Below are 17,609 nucleotides of genomic sequence, written 5' to 3'. Positions count from 1 at the left end.
GCCGGTAATCAGTTGTGTTGCCCGGCTGCCGCTTACGGCATGACCAGCTTCTGCACCGCGGCCAGCAAGGTCTCCGGCTTGAACGGCTTGACCATCCAGGCGCGCGCGCCGGCGGCCTGGCCCTGGGCCTTTTTCTCTTCCTGCGACTCGGTGGTCAGCATCAGCACCGGCGTGAACTTGTAGGCCGCGCGCGTCTTGAGTTCCTTGACGAACGCGATGCCGTCCATGTTCGGCATGTTGACGTCGCTGATGATCAGGTTGACCTTCTGCCCCGTCAGCTTCTTCAGCGCATCGGCGCCGTCGACGCCTTCGATGACGTCATAGCCGGCCTGCTTCAATGCGATACCGACGACCTGGCGGATCGACAGCGAGTCGTCCACGACCATGATGGTTTTTGCCATGTGAGTTCCTAGAAAAATGTGAGTTCTTCGGCCTGCTGGGGAGCAGGCTGCGCCTTGACCTGGTGCATGGCGCGCTCTTCGGCCATGGCGTAGGTACTTTCCAGTTCGGCCAGCAGCGCCCGCGCATTGAGCGCCGGTACTGCGTCGCCCGAGACGCGCTGGCGATGTTCGGCCAGGTGGTCGGGCAGCCGCGCGATGTTCTGCTGCACGTGCGCCAGAATCTGGCTGACCCGGTCCTGGAACTGCAGCTGCACGAGCGCCTCGGACACCTCGCCCTGGATGTCCGCGCTTTCGCGCGCCAGCAGCTCGGACGACTGCACCAGCGCATCCGTCACGCCGCGCAGGTCCGTCAACACCGTGTTGATGGTCTGTTCCGAAGCCTGCACGGCACGTTCTTCCTCGCGCATCGATTCGCCAGCCGCGCGGCACGTGCTGTCGATCGCGCTGCTGATCTGGCTGACCTGCTGGGCGATGTGCTTGCCCGCCTCGGCGGACCGGTTCGACAGCATGCGTACCTCGTTGGCGACGACGGCAAAGCCGCGCCCCGCCTCGCCGGCGCGGGCCGCCTCGATGGCAGCGTTCAGCGCCAGCAGGTTGGTTTGCCATGCGATGCTGGCCACGTCGCCCGCCATCTTCTGCAACTGCGCGGTGATCTGCTGCAGGCCCTGGATCTTTTCCAGCATCGCCGATTTGCTCGATGCGGCGCTGGACAACATGTCCAGCAGCGAGCGCAGTTCCCGTTCGCTGTCGGCGAAGACCTCGACGATGCCACGGCCATTGCCGTGGTTGCGCGCTTCGCCGGATGCGGACAGCGCGTGTTCCAGTTTGGTGACGATGCCGGAGAAGCGTTCGACGAGCGCCACGATGGCCGTTTCCATCTGGTCGCGCGAGGCACCGATATGCGATGCCCAGACGCCGGCCACCTCGTCGCCGAAGCGCTGGCGACTGGCCAGGTAGGTGTCCAGTGAACTTTCATCCGCTGCGGCTGCGCCACCGCCATGCGGGCTGGCGCCGATGCCGGCCGCCAGCAGCGCGACGGCGATCAGCCAGCCATGCCACTGGCCGTTTGCCAGCGGGACGACAGCCAGCGCTCCGGCCAGCGCGATGGCGGCCGGATAAAACATCGACAATTTGCGGGATTGCATCGAACGCACAGCTGAAACTCCACGGCGGTATAAGAATAATTATCGCGAACGGTTATCGGGCTGCCAGGAGCATAAAGCTGCCCCTGGCAATAACGTCGCGGCACGGGTCGGATGCGATGTCGCATGGCGCGTGCTGTATGGAATGATTGCAGAGGACATTGCCGCAACGCAAGCATCGGCGCGGCTTTTCGGCAGGAAGGTAGCGCAAAACAGACAGCGCTTATTGGAATGAAAACGCAATTAGACATCGTGCTGCCGGAAAGTCATTCATTTGCGGCAAGTCCGTATCAAGCCTGCACGGGTAACCCTTGATTTAAAAGAATGGCTTTAATGCACGATCAAAAATAAATTGGAGGCTGTCCCCGATTTTATTATTCGCCCCTCGCGCAGCGGAACCAAATTGGGGACAGCCTCCGATTGCGCCACGGGCGTCAACAAAAAAAGCCGGCAAGAGCCGGCTTTGAAGGGGCAACACAAACAGGGATCAGCCGCGACGGCGACGGGCGGCGAAGCCCAGGATCGCCAGGCCGGCGGCCAGCATGCCGTAGGTGGCAGGCTCCGGAACGGCCGACACCGTCAGCGCCGTCTGCGTCACGGTGGCATTGCCGACGCTGTCGAACCACAGGCCCGTCGAGAAGGCGATCGGGCTGTCCGGGTTGACGCCTGCCTCCACCTCGATGCCGGTAACGCGGAACTTGTCGACGGACTTGCCGAACTCGAAGTGTTCGCCGCCGGCCACGCCGCCCGCGACCAGCTTCCACTCGCCGTCTTCCATCAGCCAGATATCGTAGCGGCCGTCGCCGACGCCCGGCAGCAGCGTCACGCCGTTGACCAGTGGTCCGCTGCTGATCGTGTAGTCGTAGCCCGTGGCCACTTCGGGATCGATCCAGATCGGCGTGCCCGTACCGACTGGCATGTTCTCGAAGACCCAGCCTGCGCTGCCGTCATCGATATTGCCCGGCAGCACTGGGTTATAGGGTGCGCTGCCCGGCAGTTCCTCGCTGCGCACGTGGAAGCGCCACACGCCATCGCTGCCGATATTGCTGTCGCTTGCCAGTCCCAGCACGTTTTGCGTGCCCGAGCCCACCAGCGAGTACGAATTGGTCTCGGCACCCGCGTTCCAGCCGGCCACGGCGGCACGGCCGCCCAGGCCGCCCGCACCGCCGCTGGCATCGCCCGTCGTCCATTGCAGCTGGCCGTAGCGGAACTCCATGTCGAAGTCTCCCGCGTGGCCGGTTGTCGCCGACTGGTCCTTCAGCACCAGCTGGAAGGTGTTCTGCTTGTCGTTGTGCTGGTTGTAGTAGCCGACCGTATCCCACGTCACCACCAGCGTCTTGCTGTCCGGATTGGCCAGGTAGACGTTGTTGGCGAACGGGCTGGGCATGTTGCTGGTCTGGTTACGCGTGTCCACGTCGGCCCAGAACGGCGCGATCATTGCCGCGCTCGAGATCGGGAACAGCGACGGCGAGTACGTGGACAGCGGTCCCGAGAACGAGATGTTGCCGTTGTTGTTGACCCAGTAGCTCGAGTAGGCGTTGCCGAAGAAGTTGATGCGGAACGGCAGCGTCAGCTGCGACGAATAGCTGTCGTCGTTTGGCGCCATGACGCGATCGCCGAAACCGCGGTCGCCACCGAAACCGGTCAGCAGTGGGTCGGCGCCGGCCGAGGCGCTGGCAAAGGCGGCCAGCAGGGAAAGTGCGATGCAAGAACGTTTCATGATTACCTGTTGTGATGTTTGGACGGAACACGCGCCGAGCCAGCGCGCAGCCCGTCATTTTGACCGAGGCGCAACAGCGGTGATATCACATACAAGCAGGGTTGATCTTATCTAAAAGTTATGATACTTTCATATGTTGTTTTTCCAAAACGACATAAGTTTCAACTCTTTAAGAGAACGGGCAAGCGCGGATGCAACTGGAAATTTTCGAGGCGGCACTGTTCGGCACAGAGCCTGAATTCTTCGATCGCGCCCTGGCCTGGCTGCAGCGCGACATCCCGTTCGACGGCCTGCTGTGGGCCGCCGGCGCGCCGGGTAGTTGGGATGACGTGCGCGTGCACGGTCGCCCCCCGGCAATGGCGAGCGAGTACTCGACCATTGCCGCAGTCGATCCCGTCGCCGCTTGCGCTGTCGCCGCGCCGGAGCGGGTACATGTCCTCGCGGCGGCCGCCCTGTGCCCTCCGCACTCTCCCGCATTCAGGTTCTGGCAGGGCTACGACGGCCGTCACGCGATGGCGTTTGCCAAACCGGACGGCAGCGGCCAGGCGGCAGCCTGGCTGGGCCTGCTGCGTGCGCACGGCGAGCCGTTCAGCGCGCGTGAGCAACAAGCGATGGGCCATGCAGCGCAGGCCGTCCTGACGGCCCAGCAGGTACGCCGCGCCAAGGCGGCACGTGCGCTGGCCACGCTGGAGGCTCCGGCGGCGCCCACGGAACCTCTGACGGGCCGTGAGCTGGCGGTCGCGCATGCCTATGCGGACGGCCGCCCCGTCAAGGAGGTCGCCCGCCTGATGGGGGTGTCCACATCGACAGTGCAGTGCCACCTGGCCCGCATCTATCGCAAGCTGGGCGTGCACAGCAAGATTGCGCTGCGCAAGGCCCTGCAGGACCGGCGCAGCCGGCCCCGCTTCTGATACGGCTCGGATCCCGCTCAGCGCGGCGCCGGTGCCGCCGCAGGGGTTTGTGCCTTGTCCTGGGCGATCAGCGTGGCCAGTTGCGACTGGGCGCCGACCAGCTCCATCGTGACGACCTTGTCGGCAGGGATCGTCAGCGTCTGCGGGCCGTGCCAGTCGTTTTTCTGGCGGCTCACGAGACGGTTGCCTTGGCCGCCATCCGGGCGCGTGAACGGCTGCACGTAATAGACGTCTTCCAGTTGCACGTGCGCCGGTCCCACCTGGCGCAGCACGCCGAAGAACATCTGGCCGTTCGCCAGCTGGACGGCGTAACGCTGGCCCGGCGCGGCCGCATCGAAGGCCGGACGGTCATGCTGGCGCCAGGCCAGCGCCGCATGCGCCAGCAGCGCCGCCGTGGCCAGCGCTCCCAGCACCACTGCGACGGTGGCGCGCCAGCCGCCGCGCGGGGTCTGGCCTGCCGGCGCGCCGGCTGGATGGGTGTCGTACTGCGTTGTCATGCGCATCCCGGAATCGTTTGGAGTTGCCAATTATATATTCCGGCTGGCGCCGCGGGCACGGCACACCATGCACGGCACCATGAAAAACGGCGCCCGCAGGCGCCGTCGTGACAAGGCCGGAAAACCTCAGCCGCGCAATGCGCTCGCCGCCTTCGCCAGCGCCGTGATGTGGTCCCAGTCGCCCGCCTTCAGCGCATCCTTCGGGGTCAGCCACGAGCCGCCCACGCAGGCCACGTTCTTCAGTGCCAGGAAGGCAGGTGCGGTTTCTTGCGAAATGCCGCCCGTCGGGCAGAACGTGATGTCCGACAGCGGCCCGGCGATCGCGCTCAGCATGCCCACGCCACCCGCCGGCACGGCCGGGAACAGCTTCAATTGCTTGAAGCCCTGCTCGCGCGCCTTCATCACTTCCGACGGCGTCATCACGCCCGGCAGCAGCGGCAGGCCGGACGACTTCTGCGCCGCGATCAGCGCATCCGTCAGGCCCGGCGACACGCCGAACACGGCGCCGGCGTCGCGCGCGGCGGCGAATTCCTCTGGCTGCGTCAGCGTGCCCACGCCGACGATGGCGCCTTCCACCGCGCTCATGGCGCGGATCGCGCCCAGGCCGTGCGGCGTGCGCAACGTGACTTCCAGTACGCGGATGCCGCCGGCGACCAGGGCCTTGGCCAGCGGTACGGCGTGGTCGGGATCGTCGATCGCGATCACGGGGATCACGGCCGAGGTACGCATAATGTCGAGCAGGTTCATGTTTTACGCTTTCTTGGCAAGGAAATCTTCATCGGAACCGGGCACCGTATCGCCCACGTTGTCGCCGCCGTGCAGCTCCACGGTGGTGTCGCGGGCCGACGGCAGGCCGAACGTCGTCGCACCCTGCTCCGCCGCCGAGACGCTGTGGCGGAACATGCCGAACAGCTCACGGCCCATGCCGACGTGGCTGGGCGTCAGGTCGGCCTGCGCCTGCGCGCGCGAGTGCCAGACCTTGGTGTCGACCTTGGCTTCCAGCACGCCGGTGGCGGCGTCCAGGTGGATGATGTCGCCGTCGCGCACGAGGCCCAGCGGCCCGCCCGCCAGGATCTCGGGCGACACGTGGATCGCCGCCGGCACCTTGCCCGAAGCACCCGACATGCGGCCGTCCGTCACCAGTGCCACCTTGCGGCCGGCATCCTGCAGATTGGCCAGCGCCGGGGTCAGCGCATGCAGCTCCGGCATGCCGTTGGCGCGCGGGCCCTGGAAGCGCAGCACGGCGACGAAGTCGCGATCGAGCTGGCCGGCCTTGTACGCGGCCATGAAGTCTTCCTGCGAATTGAACACCAGCGCCGGCGCCTCGACTGCGCGGTGCTCCGGCTTGACGGCCGAGACCTTCATGATGGCGCGGCCCAGGTTACCGTCGACCAGCACCATGCCGCCGTCCTTCGAGAACGGTTCGGCCGCGGTGCGCACCACGTTGGTGTCGCCCGACACGGCTGGCGAATCCTTGAACACGACGCCCTTGCCGCCTTCGCCCAGGAACGGCTCCTTGCAGTGGTTGCGCAGGCCCTTGCCCAGCACCGTCGTGACGTCGTCGTGCAGCAGGCCCGCATCGAGCAGTTCGCGGATGACGAAGCCCGTGCCGCCGGCCGCGTGGAAGTGGTTCACGTCCGCGTCGCCGTTCGGGTAGATGCGCGCCAGCAGCGGCACGACGGCGGACAGGTCGTTGAAGTCGTCCCAGTCGATCACGATGCCGGCCGCCTTGGCGATCGCCGGCAGGTGCAGCGTGTGGTTGGTCGAGCCACCCGTCGCCAGCAGCGCGACGATGGCGTTGACGATGCATTTCTCGTCGACGATGTGGCCGACCGGGATGTATTCGTCGCCCTGTTCGGAGATGCGCGCCGCGCGCTGGGCGGCGGCCGCCGTCAGCTGGTCGCGCAGTTCCGTGCCCGGCGTGATGAAGGCGGCGCCGGGCAGGTGCAGGCCCATCACTTCCATCAACATCTGGTTGCTGTTGGCCGTGCCGTAGAAAGTGCAGGTGCCGGCGCCGTGGTACGACTGGGCCTCGCCTTCGAGCAGTTCCTCGCGGGTGGCCTTGCCTTGCGCGTAGCGCTGGCGGATCGCGGCCTTTTCCTTGTTCGACAGGCCCGACGTCATCGGTCCGCCCGGGATGAAGACGGCCGGCAGGTGGCCGAAGTGCAGCGCGCCGATCAACAGGCCCGGCACGATCTTGTCGCAGATGCCCAGGTACACGGCCGCGTCGAACATATTGTGCGACAGCGCGATCGCAGTGCCCATGGCGATCGCGTCGCGCGAGAACAGCGACAGCTCCATGCCCGGCTGGCCCTGCGTGACGCCGTCGCACATGGCCGGCACGCCGCCGGCGAACTGCGCCACCGCGCCCACTTCGCGCACGGCGTCCTTGATAATTTTCGGGAAGTACTCGAACGGCTGGTGCGCCGACAGCATGTCGTTGTACGACGATACGATCGCGACGGAAGGCTTCTTCACTTCCTTCAGGACCAGCTTGTCGTTGGCGGGGAATGCGGCAAAGCCGTGCGCGAGGTTGGTGCAGGACAGCGTGCCGCGCTGCGGGCCCTTGACGCGGGCCGCTTCGAGGTGCGCCAGGTAGGCGCCGCGCGACGGACGGCTGCGCGCCACGATGCGCGCAGTGACTTTTTCGAGGACTGGGTGCAAGGCCATTATGCTTCCTTATCGATGAATTCCCGAAATTTTACTACATTGCGCGCCGGCGTGCATTTTTCACCGCCGCACGAGTGACATGAACAGCGCGACTGTTAGAGCAACCGGGCATCATGGCAGATATTTTTGCTGCATTGCGGTCACCAGCGTAGTGAAGTTACCCGCTTTTCCTGTATAGTTAGCCAATATTCCCAACTGACTCATCATCTCATGCGCCAGCCTGCACTCACGACCACCGTCAGCTACCAAGCCCTGCAATCCCATGCCGCCGAAGCGCGCGACTGGCAGATGCGCCAGCTGTTTGCCGCCGATCCCCAGCGCTTTCCCGCGCTGACCGTCGACGCGGCCGGCCTGTTCCTGGACTATTCGAAAAACCGCCTCGACCAGCGCACCGTCGAGCTGCTGGTGGACCTGGCGCGCGAACGCGGCGTCGAGGCGCAGCGCGACGCCATGTTTGCCGGCGACAAAATTAATCTTACCGAACATCGCAGCGTGCTGCACACGGCCCTGCGTATGCCGCGCGGCAAGGCGCTGGTCGTCGACGGCCAGGACGTCAACGTCGACGTGCATGCCGTGCTCGACCGCGTAAAAGGCTTCACCGACAAGGTGCGCAACGGCACCTGGCTGGGCTACAGCGGCAAGCCCATCACCGACATCGTCAATATCGGCATCGGCGGCTCCGACCTGGGGCCGAAGATGGCCGTGCTGGCGCTGCGCTCGTACGCCCACCCACGCCTGAAGATGCACTTCGTCTCCAACGTGGACGGCCACGACATGGATGCCGTGCTGGCCCAGGTCAACCACGAGACGACGCTGTTCATCGTGGCGTCGAAAACGTTCACGACGGCCGAGACGATGCTGAACGCGCAAACGGCGCGGCGCTGGTTCCTGTGCGAAGGCCGCGAGGAAGACCTGGCCCGCCACTTCGTCGCCGTCTCCACCAACAAGGAAGCCGTCAGCAAGTTCGGCATCGACCTGGACAACATGTTCCCGTTCTGGGACTGGGTCGGCGGCCGTTACTCCGTCTGGTCGGCCATCGGCCTGTCGGTCGCGCTGGCGGTGGGCTTCGGCTACTTCCAGACGATGCTGGAAGGCGCCCATGCGATGGACGAGCACTTCCGCACGGCCCCGCTGGCGCAGAACATGCCGGTGCTGCTGGCCCTGGTCGGCTTCTGGAACCGCCAGTTCCTGGGGGCGACGTCGCTGTCGATCGCGCCGTATCACCAGGACCTGAACCGCTTCCCGGCCTACCTGCAGCAGCTCGACATGGAGAGCAACGGCAAGCGCGTGACGCGTAACGGCCAGCCCGTCGATACGCCGACCTGCCCGATCGTGTGGGGCGAATGCGGCACCAATGCGCAGCACGCCTACTTCCAGCTGCTGCACCAGGGCACGGACGTGGTGCCGATCGACTTCATCGCGGCGCTGCGCGCCACGCATGACCTGGAAGGGCACCACGATGCGCTGCTGGCCAACTGCTTCGCGCAGTCGGAAGCGTTCATGAAGGGCAAGTCGGCCGACGAGGTGCGCGCCGAACTGCAGGCGCAGGGCCTGACCGAGACGAAGATCGACGAACTGGTGCCGCACAAGACCTTCCCCGGCAACCGCCCGTCCAACACGATCCTGATGGACCAGCTGACGCCCGCCACGCTGGGCGCGCTGATCGCGCTGTACGAACACAAGACCTTCGTGCAGGGCGTCATCTGGGACATCGCCAGCTTCGACCAGTGGGGCGTGGAGCTGGGCAAGGTGCTGGCGAAGAAGATCCAGGCCGAGCTGGAAGGCGACGTCGATCCGGCCGCGCACGACAGCTCCACCAACGGCCTGATCGTCATGGCGAAAGGCGCGCAAGTCCCATGAGCGACATCACCGTAGTGTGGCAGGACCGCATGCAGGTGGGCGAAGGCCCGCTGTGGGAACCGCGCGAGCAGGCCCTGTACTGGGTCGACATCGACGGCTTCGCGGTGCACCGCCTGGCCGCGGCAACCGGCCGCCATGACGTCTGGCCGATGGCGGCCGAGCCGTCGGCACTGGCCCGGCATGCGGACGGCGGCATCGTCGTCGCCACCCGCGCCGGCTTCGTCCACCTCGATCCCGCCACGAGTACCGTCACCGAGATCGCGCCGGCACCGTTCGACCAGTCGAAAGCCCGCTTCAACGACGGCAAGGTCGATGCGGCCGGCCGCTTCTGGGTCGGCACGATCTACGAGCCGCGCGACCGTCCCGCCGCCGAGATGTACGTGCTGGACAAGGGCCAGGTGCGCCTGGCCTGGGCGGGCGGCATGACCAACTCCAATGGCCTGGCGTTCAGTCCGGACAACGCCACGATGTACCACGCCGACACCACGTCGCACACGGTACGCCGGCTCGACTTCGATGCGACGACCGGCAGCGCCACCAACCTGCGCCCGCTCGTCGAGTTCTCGCAGGACAAGGCCAGCAACTATGGCGGCCGGCCGGATGGCGCCGCCGTCGACAGCGAGGGCAACTACTGGGTGGCGATGTTCGAGGGCGGCCGCATCGTCAAGCTGGCGCCCGACGGCACGCAGCTCGACGCCATCGCGCTGCCCGTGCGCTGCCCCACGATGGTGGCGTTCGGCGGCCCCGACCTGCGCACGCTGTACGTCACGAGCGCGGGCAAGCGGCCCCTGGCGGAGCTGGACCAGTACCCGCTGTCCGGCACGGTACTGGCGCTCCGTGTGCCCGTTGCCGGCCTCGAACAACCGGCGTATGTTGGGCCACGCGCGGCGCCTTAGCAAACGGCGGCATCCTGTAGTATATTTTCACCGGACGCCCGATTTTCGGTAGTAATCCTCCACAGCATTCAACCTCTACATACTATGGCTCTCACCGATTTTGACCTGGTTCTGTTTGGCGGCAGCGGCGACCTTGCAATGCGCAAGCTGCTGCCAGCGATGTTCTCGCGCGACGTGTGCGGCGACCTGCCGCCGACCGCGCGCATCATCTGCGTGGGCCGGCACGACAACACCACGGAAGAATTTATCGAGACGGTCAACTCGACGTCGCGGCCCCATATCAAGAACCCGAAGGTGACGCCGGAGACGTGGGCGCGCTTCACCAGCCGCATCGTCTACGTGTCCGTCGACGCGACCGATGCCGGCTCGTACCAGGGCCTGGCGCAGGCGCTGCGCGACGAGCCGGGCCTGAACCGCGTGTACTACCTGGCCACGCCGCCCGCGCTGTTCGCGCAGATCTGCGACAACCTGAAGGAAAACGGCCTGGTCACGCCGCAGTCGCGCGTGGTGCTGGAAAAGCCGCTGGGCCGCGACCTGGCGTCGGCCAAGCAGATCAACCGCGAAGTGGGCGAGGTATTCGAGGAATCGCAGATCTACCGGATCGATCACTACCTGGGCAAGGAAACCGTACAGAACCTGCTGGCGCTGCGCTTCGGCAACATCCTGTTCGAGCCCCTGTGGCGCCGCGAATGGATCTCGGACGTGCAGATCACCATCGCCGAGAAGCTGGGCGTGGGCAACCGCATCGGCTACTACGATACGTCGGGCGCGCTGCGCGACATGCTGCAGAACCACCTGCTGCAACTGCTGTGCATCGTGGCGATGGAGCCGCCCGCGTCGACCGCGCCGGATGCCGTGCGCGACGCCAAGCTGCAGGTGCTGCGCTCGCTGAAGCGCTTCACGCCGACGACCCTGGCGCAGAACATCGTGCGCGGCCAGTACCGCGCCGGCCACGTGGACGGCCAGCCGGTGCCGAGCTACCGCGACGAGCCGGAAGCCCCGCAGAATTCGCGCACCGAGACCTTCGTTGCGATGAAGGCGGAAATCGACACGTGGCGCTGGGCCGGCGTGCCGTTCTACCTGCGCACCGGCAAGCGCATGGCCGACGGCCTGGCGGAAATCGTCGTGCGCTTCAAGCAGATCCCGCACTCGATCTTCAACCAGCCGACGTCGTCGTTCCAGCCGAACTCCCTCGTCATCCGCCTGCAGCCGGACGAAGGCCTGCGCATGAACCTGATGGCGAAGACGCCGGGCGAAGGCATGCGCCTGAAACCGGCCGAGCTGGAGCTGGACTTCCGCGAGACGTTCAAGACGCCACGCATGGATGCCTACGAGCGCCTGCTCCTCGACGTGCTGCGCGGGCAGCTGACCTTGTTCATGCGCGGCGACGAGCTGGAAGCGGCGTGGGAATGGGTCGAGCCGATCCTGAACAACTGGGAGCAGGACGACACGGCACCGCTGCCGTACACCTCCGGCACGTGGGGCCCGGCCGCCGCCAGCGCGCTGATCGGGCGCGACGGCCTGCAGTGGCGCGAGGAAGCGCTGCCCGAGGACTGAGCGACCTTGACCACCCTGCCTTTATCCACGCCGAACCTGACGCCCCTGATGCTACTGGACTCCATCCGCACCCAGCTCGACTCGCTGTCCAAATCGGAACGCAAGGTCGCGCTGGCCGTGCTCGACAACCCGTCGCGCACGGTCAGCTCGAACATCACGGCGCTGGCCAAGAGCGCCCAGGTGTCCGAGCCGACCGTCGTGCGCTTCTGCCGTACCCTGGGCTACGACGGCTGGCACGAGTTCAAGCTGAAGCTGGCGCAGGGCCTGGCCCTGGCCCTGCCCGGCCTGAACGAGGCGCCGTCGCAGGATGACCTGGCGTCGGACCTCGTCAATAAAATCTGCAGCCGCTCGATCAACACCTTGCTGGACCTGCGCAACAACCTGCACCACGAACCCGTCCAGGCGGCGCTCGACATCCTGTCGCGCGCCAAGAAGATCGAGTTCTACGGCCAGGGCACGTCCGGCATCGTGGCGGCGGATGCGCAGCACAAGTTCTTCCGCTCCGGCGTGCCGACGGTGGCCTATTCCGACCCGGCCATCCACAGCATCGCCGCCGCGCTCTTGAAGAAGGGCGACTGCGTGGTGGCGATCTCCCAGCGCGGCAACAGCCCGGCGCTGGTGCGCTCCGTGCACCTGGCGCGGGACGGCGGCGCGGACGTGATCGTGCTGGCCCCGTCCGGCACGCCGCTGGCGGACCTGGCCACCGTGCTGATCCCGATCGACCTGATCTTCAACACCGACCCGTACACGCCGATCTCGGCGCGCCTGGCCTACCTCGTCGTCATCGACGTGCTGGCCGTCGGCCTGGCGCTGCAGCGCGGCCCCGAGTTCCGCCGCCAGATGCAGAACGCGCAGAAGGCGCTGCAGGAGTTCGAGGTGCAGTTCGACTCGTTCATCGGCTGAGCGGGGAACGGCCGGCATGCAACAGAAGACCATCGGCCTGCTGGGCGGCATCGGCTGGGCCTCCACCGCGGAGTACTACCGCATCATCAGCGAACTCGTTGTCCAGCGTGAAGGCGATGCGCACAGTGCGCGCATCGTCCTGCAAAGCATGGACCAGTTCGACTTCACATCGCGCGCCGACGATCCACCGGCCATCGTGGCCTTCCTCGCCGAGCAGGTGGCACGACTGCAGGCGGGCGGCGCGGACTTCTTCCTGTTCTGTGCCAACGGCGCGCACCGCTTCGCGCCCGCCCTGCTGCCGCTCGTCGAGCTGCCCTTCCTCAGCATCGTCGACGCGACGGCAGCGCGGGTGCAGGCGTCCGGCCTGCGCAAGGTCGCGCTGCTGGGCGTGAAGCAAACGATGGCGGGACGTTTCTATCATGACCGGCTGGCGGCGCACGGCATCGACACCGTCACGCCGTCGGCAGCGGACCAGGAGCGCATCCACGCCATCATCTACGACGAGCTGGTGCACAACCGGATGAATGCCGCCAGCCGCCAGGTGTTCTGCGAGATCATCGCCGGCCTGGCCCGGCAGGGCGCGCAAGGGTGCATCCTGGGCTGCACCGAGATTCCGCTGCTGGTCCGCCAGGACGACGTCGACATCCCTGTTTTCGATACCACGCGGATTCACTGCGAAGCCGCGGTGGCGCTGGCACTGGGCGGCTGAGCGCTGTTGCTCTCGTACCCCGGCGATGCCGCAGACCACAGCGCGCCCGCTCCGAACTTCTCCAGCAAGAAATCGATGAACACCCGCATCTTCGGCGTGTTGAACCGGCTCGGGGCGAAGATCGCGTGGACGCTGTTGCCGAAGCGACCTTCGGCGCGGTAGCCGGGCAGCACCACGTCCAGGGCACCCGCGCGCAGGTCGGCATCGACGGCGTAGGTCGGCAACAGGCCGACGCCGATCCCCTGCAGTACGGCCTGGCGCAGCGATTCGCTGCTGTTGACGGCCAGGCGCCCCGTTACGCGCACTTCGCTGCCCTCGTCGCCGCGCGTAAAACGCCACGTGTCTTCCAGGCCTTGGCCCGCTACCATGCAATTGTGCGCGGCCAGGCCGGCCGGCGTGGCGATCCGCTCGCGTGCGGCCAGGTAGGCCGGCGTGGCGCACACCACGTAATCCAGGGCGGCCAGGCGGCGCGCGACGAGGCTGTCGACCGGATTGCTGGTCAGGCGGATGGCGACATCGAAGCCCTCCTCGACCACGTCGACGTAGCGGTCGCTCAACGACAGCACGACGGTGATGTCCGGGTAGCGCGCGAGGAACTGCGCGACGAGGGCACTGAGGTGCAGGTTGCCGAAGGCGACGGAGGTGGTAACGCGCAGATGGCCGCGCGGGGCTTCCTGCAGGCTGTCGACCGCGCCGCGCAGCGCCGTGGCCTGCTCGACGATGCGCAGGCCGTGCCGGTACGCCAGCTCGCCGGCCTCGGTCAACGCCACATGCCGCGTGGTACGGTACAGCAGCTTCGCGCCCAGCGTTTCCTCGAGCCGGCGCACCTGCTTGCTCACGGTCGACTTGGTGGCGCCTGTCGCCAGGGCCGCCTTTGAAAAACTCTTCAGTTCCACGACCTTGACCAGCACGAACAGGTCGGACAGGTTGTCGGCAAGGCGATCCATGCGTTCTCCGGCGGGCGCCGCTGGGGCGGATCGGGTCATTGTAGGGGTTGTTGCCGCATCCGGCGACTGTTTCCTTGTTCGACACAGTGTTGTGCCGATTGACCGGATTGTCGGCCCCTCGCGGGCGCCGTATGCTGGCTTCACCGGGTGCGCCGTTGCACACCCCGAACGCCACCACCAGCCAGGGAGACCATCATGACGACCATCACCCGCAACACCTGCGATCGCACCACTGTAACGCCAGCCGACGACAATCGCGCGGACGTTCCTGACGACGACACGGAGCGCCTGATCGACCGGGCCTTCCGCATCGCTGCCGCCGTGCTGCTGCTGGCGCCCGCGCTCCTCGCCATCCTGCTGGCCCACGGTCCGGTCGCCACGGCCGCCGTCGCCATGGCGTAGCAATGCGAATCACCGCACGACGGCTGCGCTGCGGCGCAGTCCCGGTCCAGTAACGGCCAACGCCCGGCTACTGGCCGGGCGGCTCGTCGAGGCGACTCAGAACACCCACAGCTTCTCGGCCGGCATCTGCAGCCAGTAGGTGCCCTCCTCCAGCCGCGTGCGCGCATATGCCCGCACACTGGTGTCCCCGGCCTTGAACAGGCACTCCCACCGGTCGCCCAGGTACATGCAGGTGGACAGCGGCAGCGCCAGCGCGTTCTCGGCGGGACTGGCGCTGACGCGCACTTCCTCCACGCGCACCACCGGCGTGATGTCCGCCCCGGATTGCCCCGGGCGACCCCTGCAGCCGCGTGCCGGCGACGTCGATGACGACGCGCTCGCCGTCGCGCTGCACCAGCGCGCCTGGCAGCCGGTTGTTGCTGCCCATGAATTCGGCCGTGAACAGCGTGTCCGGCGTTTCGTACATGGCCTGCGGCGTACCCTGCTGCTCGATGCGCCCGTTATTGAGCAGCAGGATGCGGTCGGAGATCGCCATCGCCTCGGCCTGGTCGTGCGTCACCATCAGCGCGGACAGGCCCAGGCGCACGATCAGCTCGCGCAGGAACGCCCGCGCTTCCTCGCGCAGCTTGGCGTCCAGGTTGGACAGCGGCTCGTCCAGCAGGATCACGGGCGGGTTGTAGACCAGCGCGCGGGCGATGGCCACCCGCTGCTGCTGGCCACCCGAGAGCTGGTGCGGGAAGCGTTCGGCCAGGTGGCCCAGGCCCAGCTGGCCCAGCACCTCCATCACGCGTGCCTTGATGTCCGGCTTGGCCATGCGGCGCAGGGTCAGGCCATAGCCGACGTTGTCGAACACGTTCTTGTGCGGCCACAGTGCATACGACTGGAACACCAGGCCCAGGTTGCGTTCTTCCGCCGGCATCTCGAACTTCCTCGCGCCGTCGAAGACGCGACGCGCGCCGATGTCGATGGTGCCCTGGCGCGCGCTTTCCAGTCCCGCCACGGCGCGCAGCAACGTGGTCTTGCCGCTGCCCGATGGGCCCAGCAGCGCCACCACTTCGCCTTTTTGCAGGTGCATCGACACGCCCTTCAGGATCGGGTTGGCGTGGGCACCGCTGCCATAGTCGAGGTGCAGTTCGTCGACGGTCAGTTCGTTCATGTTGAGGTCCCGTTTCATGTGAAACTCCTAGTCGTGCAGCTTGACGCCGAAGCGCAGCGCGATGCCGAGGCCGATGGCCACCAGCGTGATATTGATGAAGGACAGCGCGGCGACCAGTTCCGTCGACCCGCCCGCCCACAGCGAGACCAGCATGGCGCCGATCACTTCCGTGCCGGGCGACAGCAGGTACACGCCGGTGGAATACTCGCGCTCGAAGATCAGGAAGATCATCAGCCAGCTGCCCAGCAGGCCGTAGCGCACCAGCGGCAGCGTGACGTGGCGGACCACCTGGCCGCGCCGCGCGCCGACGGCGCGCGCCGCCTCTTCCAGCTCGGGCCCCACCTGCAGCAGCGCGGTGGAGATCAGGCGCATGCCGTAGGCCATCCACACGACGGAATACGCCAGCCAGACCGCGAAGATGGTCGTGCGCAGCTCGCGCAGCGCCGGCACCAGGTGGGCCGACAGCCAGGCGGCAACGGCGTTGTCGGCCCCCTTCAGCAAGCCGTCCAGCCAGCTGGGCACGAACAGGAACACCCACAGGAACGCCAGCCCCGCCAGCAGGCCGGGGATGGCACGGGGCACCAGCACGCTGTAGTCGAGGAAGCGGGCGATGCCGTCCTGGCGGCGGTGCATCGCCAGCGCGATGAAGCTGTAGCAGAACACGGCCAGGCCGCCGCCGACGACGCCGATCAGCACCGTGTTGACGATGGCCCGCATCAGCGCCGGCTGCTCGAGGATGTCGCGGAAGTGCTGCAAGGTCAGCACGCCGGCCAGGCTGACGCCCTCGCCCCAGTACTGCACGAACGAGCGCAGCGCGATGCCCGACAGCGGCATGACGATCGTCAGCAGCAGCCACGCCCCCAGCAGGGCGAAGGCCAGCCATTTCCAGCGCCCCAGCGGCAGCGCCTTGCTGCGCGCGCCCTTGCCCTTGATCGAGACGTACTTGTTCGCGCTGCGCAGCAGCCAGCGCTGCAGCATCACCAGCGGCATCGTCACCATCACGAGGCAGACCGCGACGGCGGCCATCAGGTGGTACGACGGCGTGCCCAGTTTATTCGTCAGCTTGTACAGGTAGGTCGGCAGCACCAGGTGCCCTTCCGGGTCACCCAGCACCAGCACCAGCCCGAACACCTCGAAGCCTAGGAAGAACACCAGCACGCCGGCGTAGGCCAGGGCCGGCATGATCATCGGCAGCGAGACCGTCAGCATCACGCGCAGCGGCGAGGCGCCGGCCACGCGGGCCGCCTCCTCCACGTCCGAACCCAGGCTGCGCAGCGCCGACGAGGCATACAGGTACACGTGCGGCACGTGCGTCAGGCCGGCGATGACGACGATGCTGGTGAACGAATACACGTTCCACGGGATGAAGCCGACCAGGTCCTTGATCCACGTCGAGTAGAACCCGACGGGGCCCATCGCGACGACGTAGCCGAAGCCCATCACCATCGGCGAGACGAAGATCGGCACCAGCAGCAGCGGCGCGATCCAGCTGCGGCCAGGCAGGTCGGTACGCACCATCAGGAAGGCCAGCATGCCGCCCAGCGGCACGGCGATGGCGGCCAGGCCGGTCGCCAGCAGCAAGCCGTTCTTGAACGCCATGCCGAAGTCGGGATCGTCGACGATGAAGCGGTAGGCGTCCAGGCCGGCCACGGCATCGGGCATGAAGAATGGCGCCGACAGGAAGCTCTGGTAGAAGATCAGGCACAGCGGCATGAAGATCGCCAGCGCCGTCAGCACGACAACGAGGCCGCGCAGCAGGTTGACCCGGGGGCCGCGCCGCGCCGCCAGCGCGGGAATGGTGGCGCCGGTGGTGCCGGCGATGGTTGCGGTCTGCATGA

At 66.8% G+C, this 17,609-nt stretch carries 15 protein-coding genes and 1 pseudogene; 7 read left to right on the top strand and 9 right to left on the bottom strand.

Annotated elements, in window-relative coordinates; translation table 11 throughout:
- Positions 1 to 32: 32 nt before the first annotated feature.
- From PX653_RS00325 to PX653_RS00315, 3 genes are all read right to left on the bottom strand, one after another.
- Positions 33 to 401: a response regulator gene (locus tag PX653_RS00325; RefSeq protein ID WP_277415982.1), complete on the bottom strand. Its 369-nt coding sequence runs from the start codon at positions 399 to 401 to the stop codon at positions 33 to 35.
- 8 nt (positions 402 to 409) lie between these two features.
- Positions 410 to 1,546: a methyl-accepting chemotaxis protein gene (locus PX653_RS00320; RefSeq protein ID WP_277415981.1), complete on the bottom strand. Its 1,137-nt coding sequence runs from the start codon at positions 1,544 to 1,546 to the stop codon at positions 410 to 412.
- 484 nt (positions 1,547 to 2,030) lie between these two features.
- A complete protein-coding gene (locus PX653_RS00315; protein WP_277415980.1) occupies positions 2,031 to 3,263 on the bottom strand; it encodes a nidogen-like domain-containing protein in 1,233 nt (410 codons plus the stop codon).
- 191 nt (positions 3,264 to 3,454) lie between these two features.
- Here PX653_RS00315 and PX653_RS00310 point away from each other — a divergent pair, with 191 nt between their 5' ends.
- Entirely contained in the window at positions 3,455 to 4,174 is a 720-nt protein-coding gene (locus PX653_RS00310) for a helix-turn-helix transcriptional regulator (RefSeq protein ID WP_277415979.1), read from the top strand.
- A 17-nt stretch (positions 4,175 to 4,191) separates the two neighbouring features.
- Here PX653_RS00310 and PX653_RS00305 read toward each other — a convergent pair whose 3' ends face one another.
- The 3 genes from PX653_RS00305 to edd form a co-directional block, all read right to left on the bottom strand.
- Positions 4,192 to 4,677, bottom strand: a complete 486-nt coding sequence (locus PX653_RS00305) for a hypothetical protein (RefSeq protein ID WP_277415978.1) — start codon at positions 4,675 to 4,677, stop codon at positions 4,192 to 4,194.
- A gap of 120 nt (positions 4,678 to 4,797) precedes the next feature.
- Entirely contained in the window at positions 4,798 to 5,418 is a 621-nt protein-coding gene (eda, locus tag PX653_RS00300; protein WP_277415977.1) for a bifunctional 4-hydroxy-2-oxoglutarate aldolase/2-dehydro-3-deoxy-phosphogluconate aldolase, read from the bottom strand.
- Positions 5,419 to 5,421: 3 nt separating this feature from the next.
- Entirely contained in the window at positions 5,422 to 7,341 is a 1,920-nt protein-coding gene (gene edd, locus PX653_RS00295; RefSeq protein WP_277415976.1) for a phosphogluconate dehydratase, read from the bottom strand.
- Between the two features lie 210 nt (positions 7,342 to 7,551).
- Between edd and pgi the strand changes: the two genes are divergently transcribed.
- The 5 genes from pgi to PX653_RS00270 all read left to right on the top strand — a co-directional run bounded on the left by pgi (position 7,552) and on the right by PX653_RS00270 (position 13,266).
- Positions 7,552 to 9,201: a glucose-6-phosphate isomerase gene (pgi, locus tag PX653_RS00290; RefSeq protein WP_277415975.1), complete on the top strand. Its 1,650-nt coding sequence runs from the start codon at positions 7,552 to 7,554 to the stop codon at positions 9,199 to 9,201.
- Positions 9,198 to 10,097 carry an SMP-30/gluconolactonase/LRE family protein gene (locus PX653_RS00285; protein WP_277415974.1) on the top strand — a complete coding sequence of 300 codons (900 nt, stop codon included), beginning with the start codon at positions 9,198 to 9,200 and terminating at the stop codon, positions 10,095 to 10,097. The genes pgi and PX653_RS00285 overlap by 4 nt, the downstream gene beginning before the upstream one ends.
- An 84-nt stretch (positions 10,098 to 10,181) precedes the next feature.
- Positions 10,182 to 11,654 carry a glucose-6-phosphate dehydrogenase gene (zwf, locus tag PX653_RS00280; RefSeq protein WP_277415973.1) on the top strand — a complete coding sequence of 491 codons (1,473 nt, stop codon included), beginning with the start codon at positions 10,182 to 10,184 and terminating at the stop codon, positions 11,652 to 11,654.
- 48 nt (positions 11,655 to 11,702) lie between these two features.
- A complete protein-coding gene (locus PX653_RS00275) occupies positions 11,703 to 12,557 on the top strand; it encodes an SIS domain-containing protein (RefSeq protein ID WP_107143437.1) in 855 nt (284 codons plus the stop codon).
- 16 nt (positions 12,558 to 12,573) lie between these two features.
- A complete protein-coding gene (locus tag PX653_RS00270) occupies positions 12,574 to 13,266 on the top strand; it encodes an aspartate/glutamate racemase family protein (protein ID WP_277415972.1) in 693 nt (230 codons plus the stop codon).
- Here PX653_RS00270 and PX653_RS00265 read toward each other — a convergent pair.
- Positions 13,227 to 14,213: a LysR family transcriptional regulator gene (locus PX653_RS00265; protein WP_277415971.1), complete on the bottom strand. Its 987-nt coding sequence runs from the start codon at positions 14,211 to 14,213 to the stop codon at positions 13,227 to 13,229. The two genes, PX653_RS00270 and PX653_RS00265, sit on opposite strands and share 40 nt — an antisense overlap.
- 195 nt (positions 14,214 to 14,408) lie before the next feature.
- Between PX653_RS00265 and PX653_RS00260 the strand changes: the two genes are divergently transcribed.
- Positions 14,409 to 14,615, top strand: a complete 207-nt coding sequence (locus PX653_RS00260; protein WP_277415970.1) for a hypothetical protein — start codon at positions 14,409 to 14,411, stop codon at positions 14,613 to 14,615.
- A gap of 96 nt (positions 14,616 to 14,711) precedes the next feature.
- Here PX653_RS00260 and PX653_RS00255 read toward each other — a convergent pair.
- Both PX653_RS00255 and PX653_RS00250 read right to left on the bottom strand, forming a co-directional pair.
- Positions 14,712 to 15,771, bottom strand: a pseudogene (locus PX653_RS00255) (ABC transporter ATP-binding protein).
- A 27-nt stretch (positions 15,772 to 15,798) separates the two neighbouring features.
- Positions 15,799 to 17,607, bottom strand: coding sequence for an ABC transporter permease (locus PX653_RS00250; RefSeq protein WP_371876397.1), 1,809 nt, complete (start codon positions 17,605 to 17,607; stop codon positions 15,799 to 15,801).
- Between the last annotated feature and the right edge of the window lie 2 nt (positions 17,608 to 17,609).

Origin of the sequence: Pseudoduganella chitinolytica (assembly GCF_029028125.1) — a bacterium.
GTDB lineage: Bacteria > Pseudomonadota > Gammaproteobacteria > Burkholderiales > Burkholderiaceae_D > Rugamonas > Rugamonas chitinolytica.
The sequence above is the reverse complement of the archived record's forward strand: the minus strand, read 5'-3'. Positions and strand labels throughout refer to the sequence as shown.

What these genes read in the sequence shown, in the direction of transcription:
- PX653_RS00325 (WP_277415982.1), bottom strand. Translation starts at nt 401, where the DNA reads ATGGCAAAAACCATCATGGTCGTGGACGACTCGCTGTCGATCCGCCAG.
- PX653_RS00320 (WP_277415981.1), bottom strand. Translation starts at nt 1,546, where the DNA reads ATGCAATCCCGCAAATTGTCGATGTTTTATCCGGCCGCCATCGCGCTG.
- PX653_RS00315 (WP_277415980.1), bottom strand. Translation starts at nt 3,263, where the DNA reads ATGAAACGTTCTTGCATCGCACTTTCCCTGCTGGCCGCCTTTGCCAGC.
- PX653_RS00310 (WP_277415979.1), top strand. Translation starts at nt 3,455, where the DNA reads ATGCAACTGGAAATTTTCGAGGCGGCACTGTTCGGCACAGAGCCTGAA.
- PX653_RS00305 (WP_277415978.1), bottom strand. Translation starts at nt 4,677, where the DNA reads ATGCGCATGACAACGCAGTACGACACCCATCCAGCCGGCGCGCCGGCA.
- eda (WP_277415977.1), bottom strand. Translation starts at nt 5,418, where the DNA reads ATGAACCTGCTCGACATTATGCGTACCTCGGCCGTGATCCCCGTGATC.
- edd (WP_277415976.1), bottom strand. Translation starts at nt 7,341, where the DNA reads ATGGCCTTGCACCCAGTCCTCGAAAAAGTCACTGCGCGCATCGTGGCG.
- pgi (WP_277415975.1), top strand. Translation starts at nt 7,552, where the DNA reads ATGCGCCAGCCTGCACTCACGACCACCGTCAGCTACCAAGCCCTGCAA.
- PX653_RS00285 (WP_277415974.1), top strand. Translation starts at nt 9,198, where the DNA reads ATGAGCGACATCACCGTAGTGTGGCAGGACCGCATGCAGGTGGGCGAA.
- zwf (WP_277415973.1), top strand. Translation starts at nt 10,182, where the DNA reads ATGGCTCTCACCGATTTTGACCTGGTTCTGTTTGGCGGCAGCGGCGAC.
- PX653_RS00275 (WP_107143437.1), top strand. Translation starts at nt 11,703, where the DNA reads ATGCTACTGGACTCCATCCGCACCCAGCTCGACTCGCTGTCCAAATCG.
- PX653_RS00270 (WP_277415972.1), top strand. Translation starts at nt 12,574, where the DNA reads ATGCAACAGAAGACCATCGGCCTGCTGGGCGGCATCGGCTGGGCCTCC.
- PX653_RS00265 (WP_277415971.1), bottom strand. Translation starts at nt 14,213, where the DNA reads ATGGATCGCCTTGCCGACAACCTGTCCGACCTGTTCGTGCTGGTCAAG.
- PX653_RS00260 (WP_277415970.1), top strand. Translation starts at nt 14,409, where the DNA reads ATGACGACCATCACCCGCAACACCTGCGATCGCACCACTGTAACGCCA.
- PX653_RS00250 (WP_371876397.1), bottom strand. Translation starts at nt 17,607, where the DNA reads ATGCAGACCGCAACCATCGCCGGCACCACCGGCGCCACCATTCCCGCG.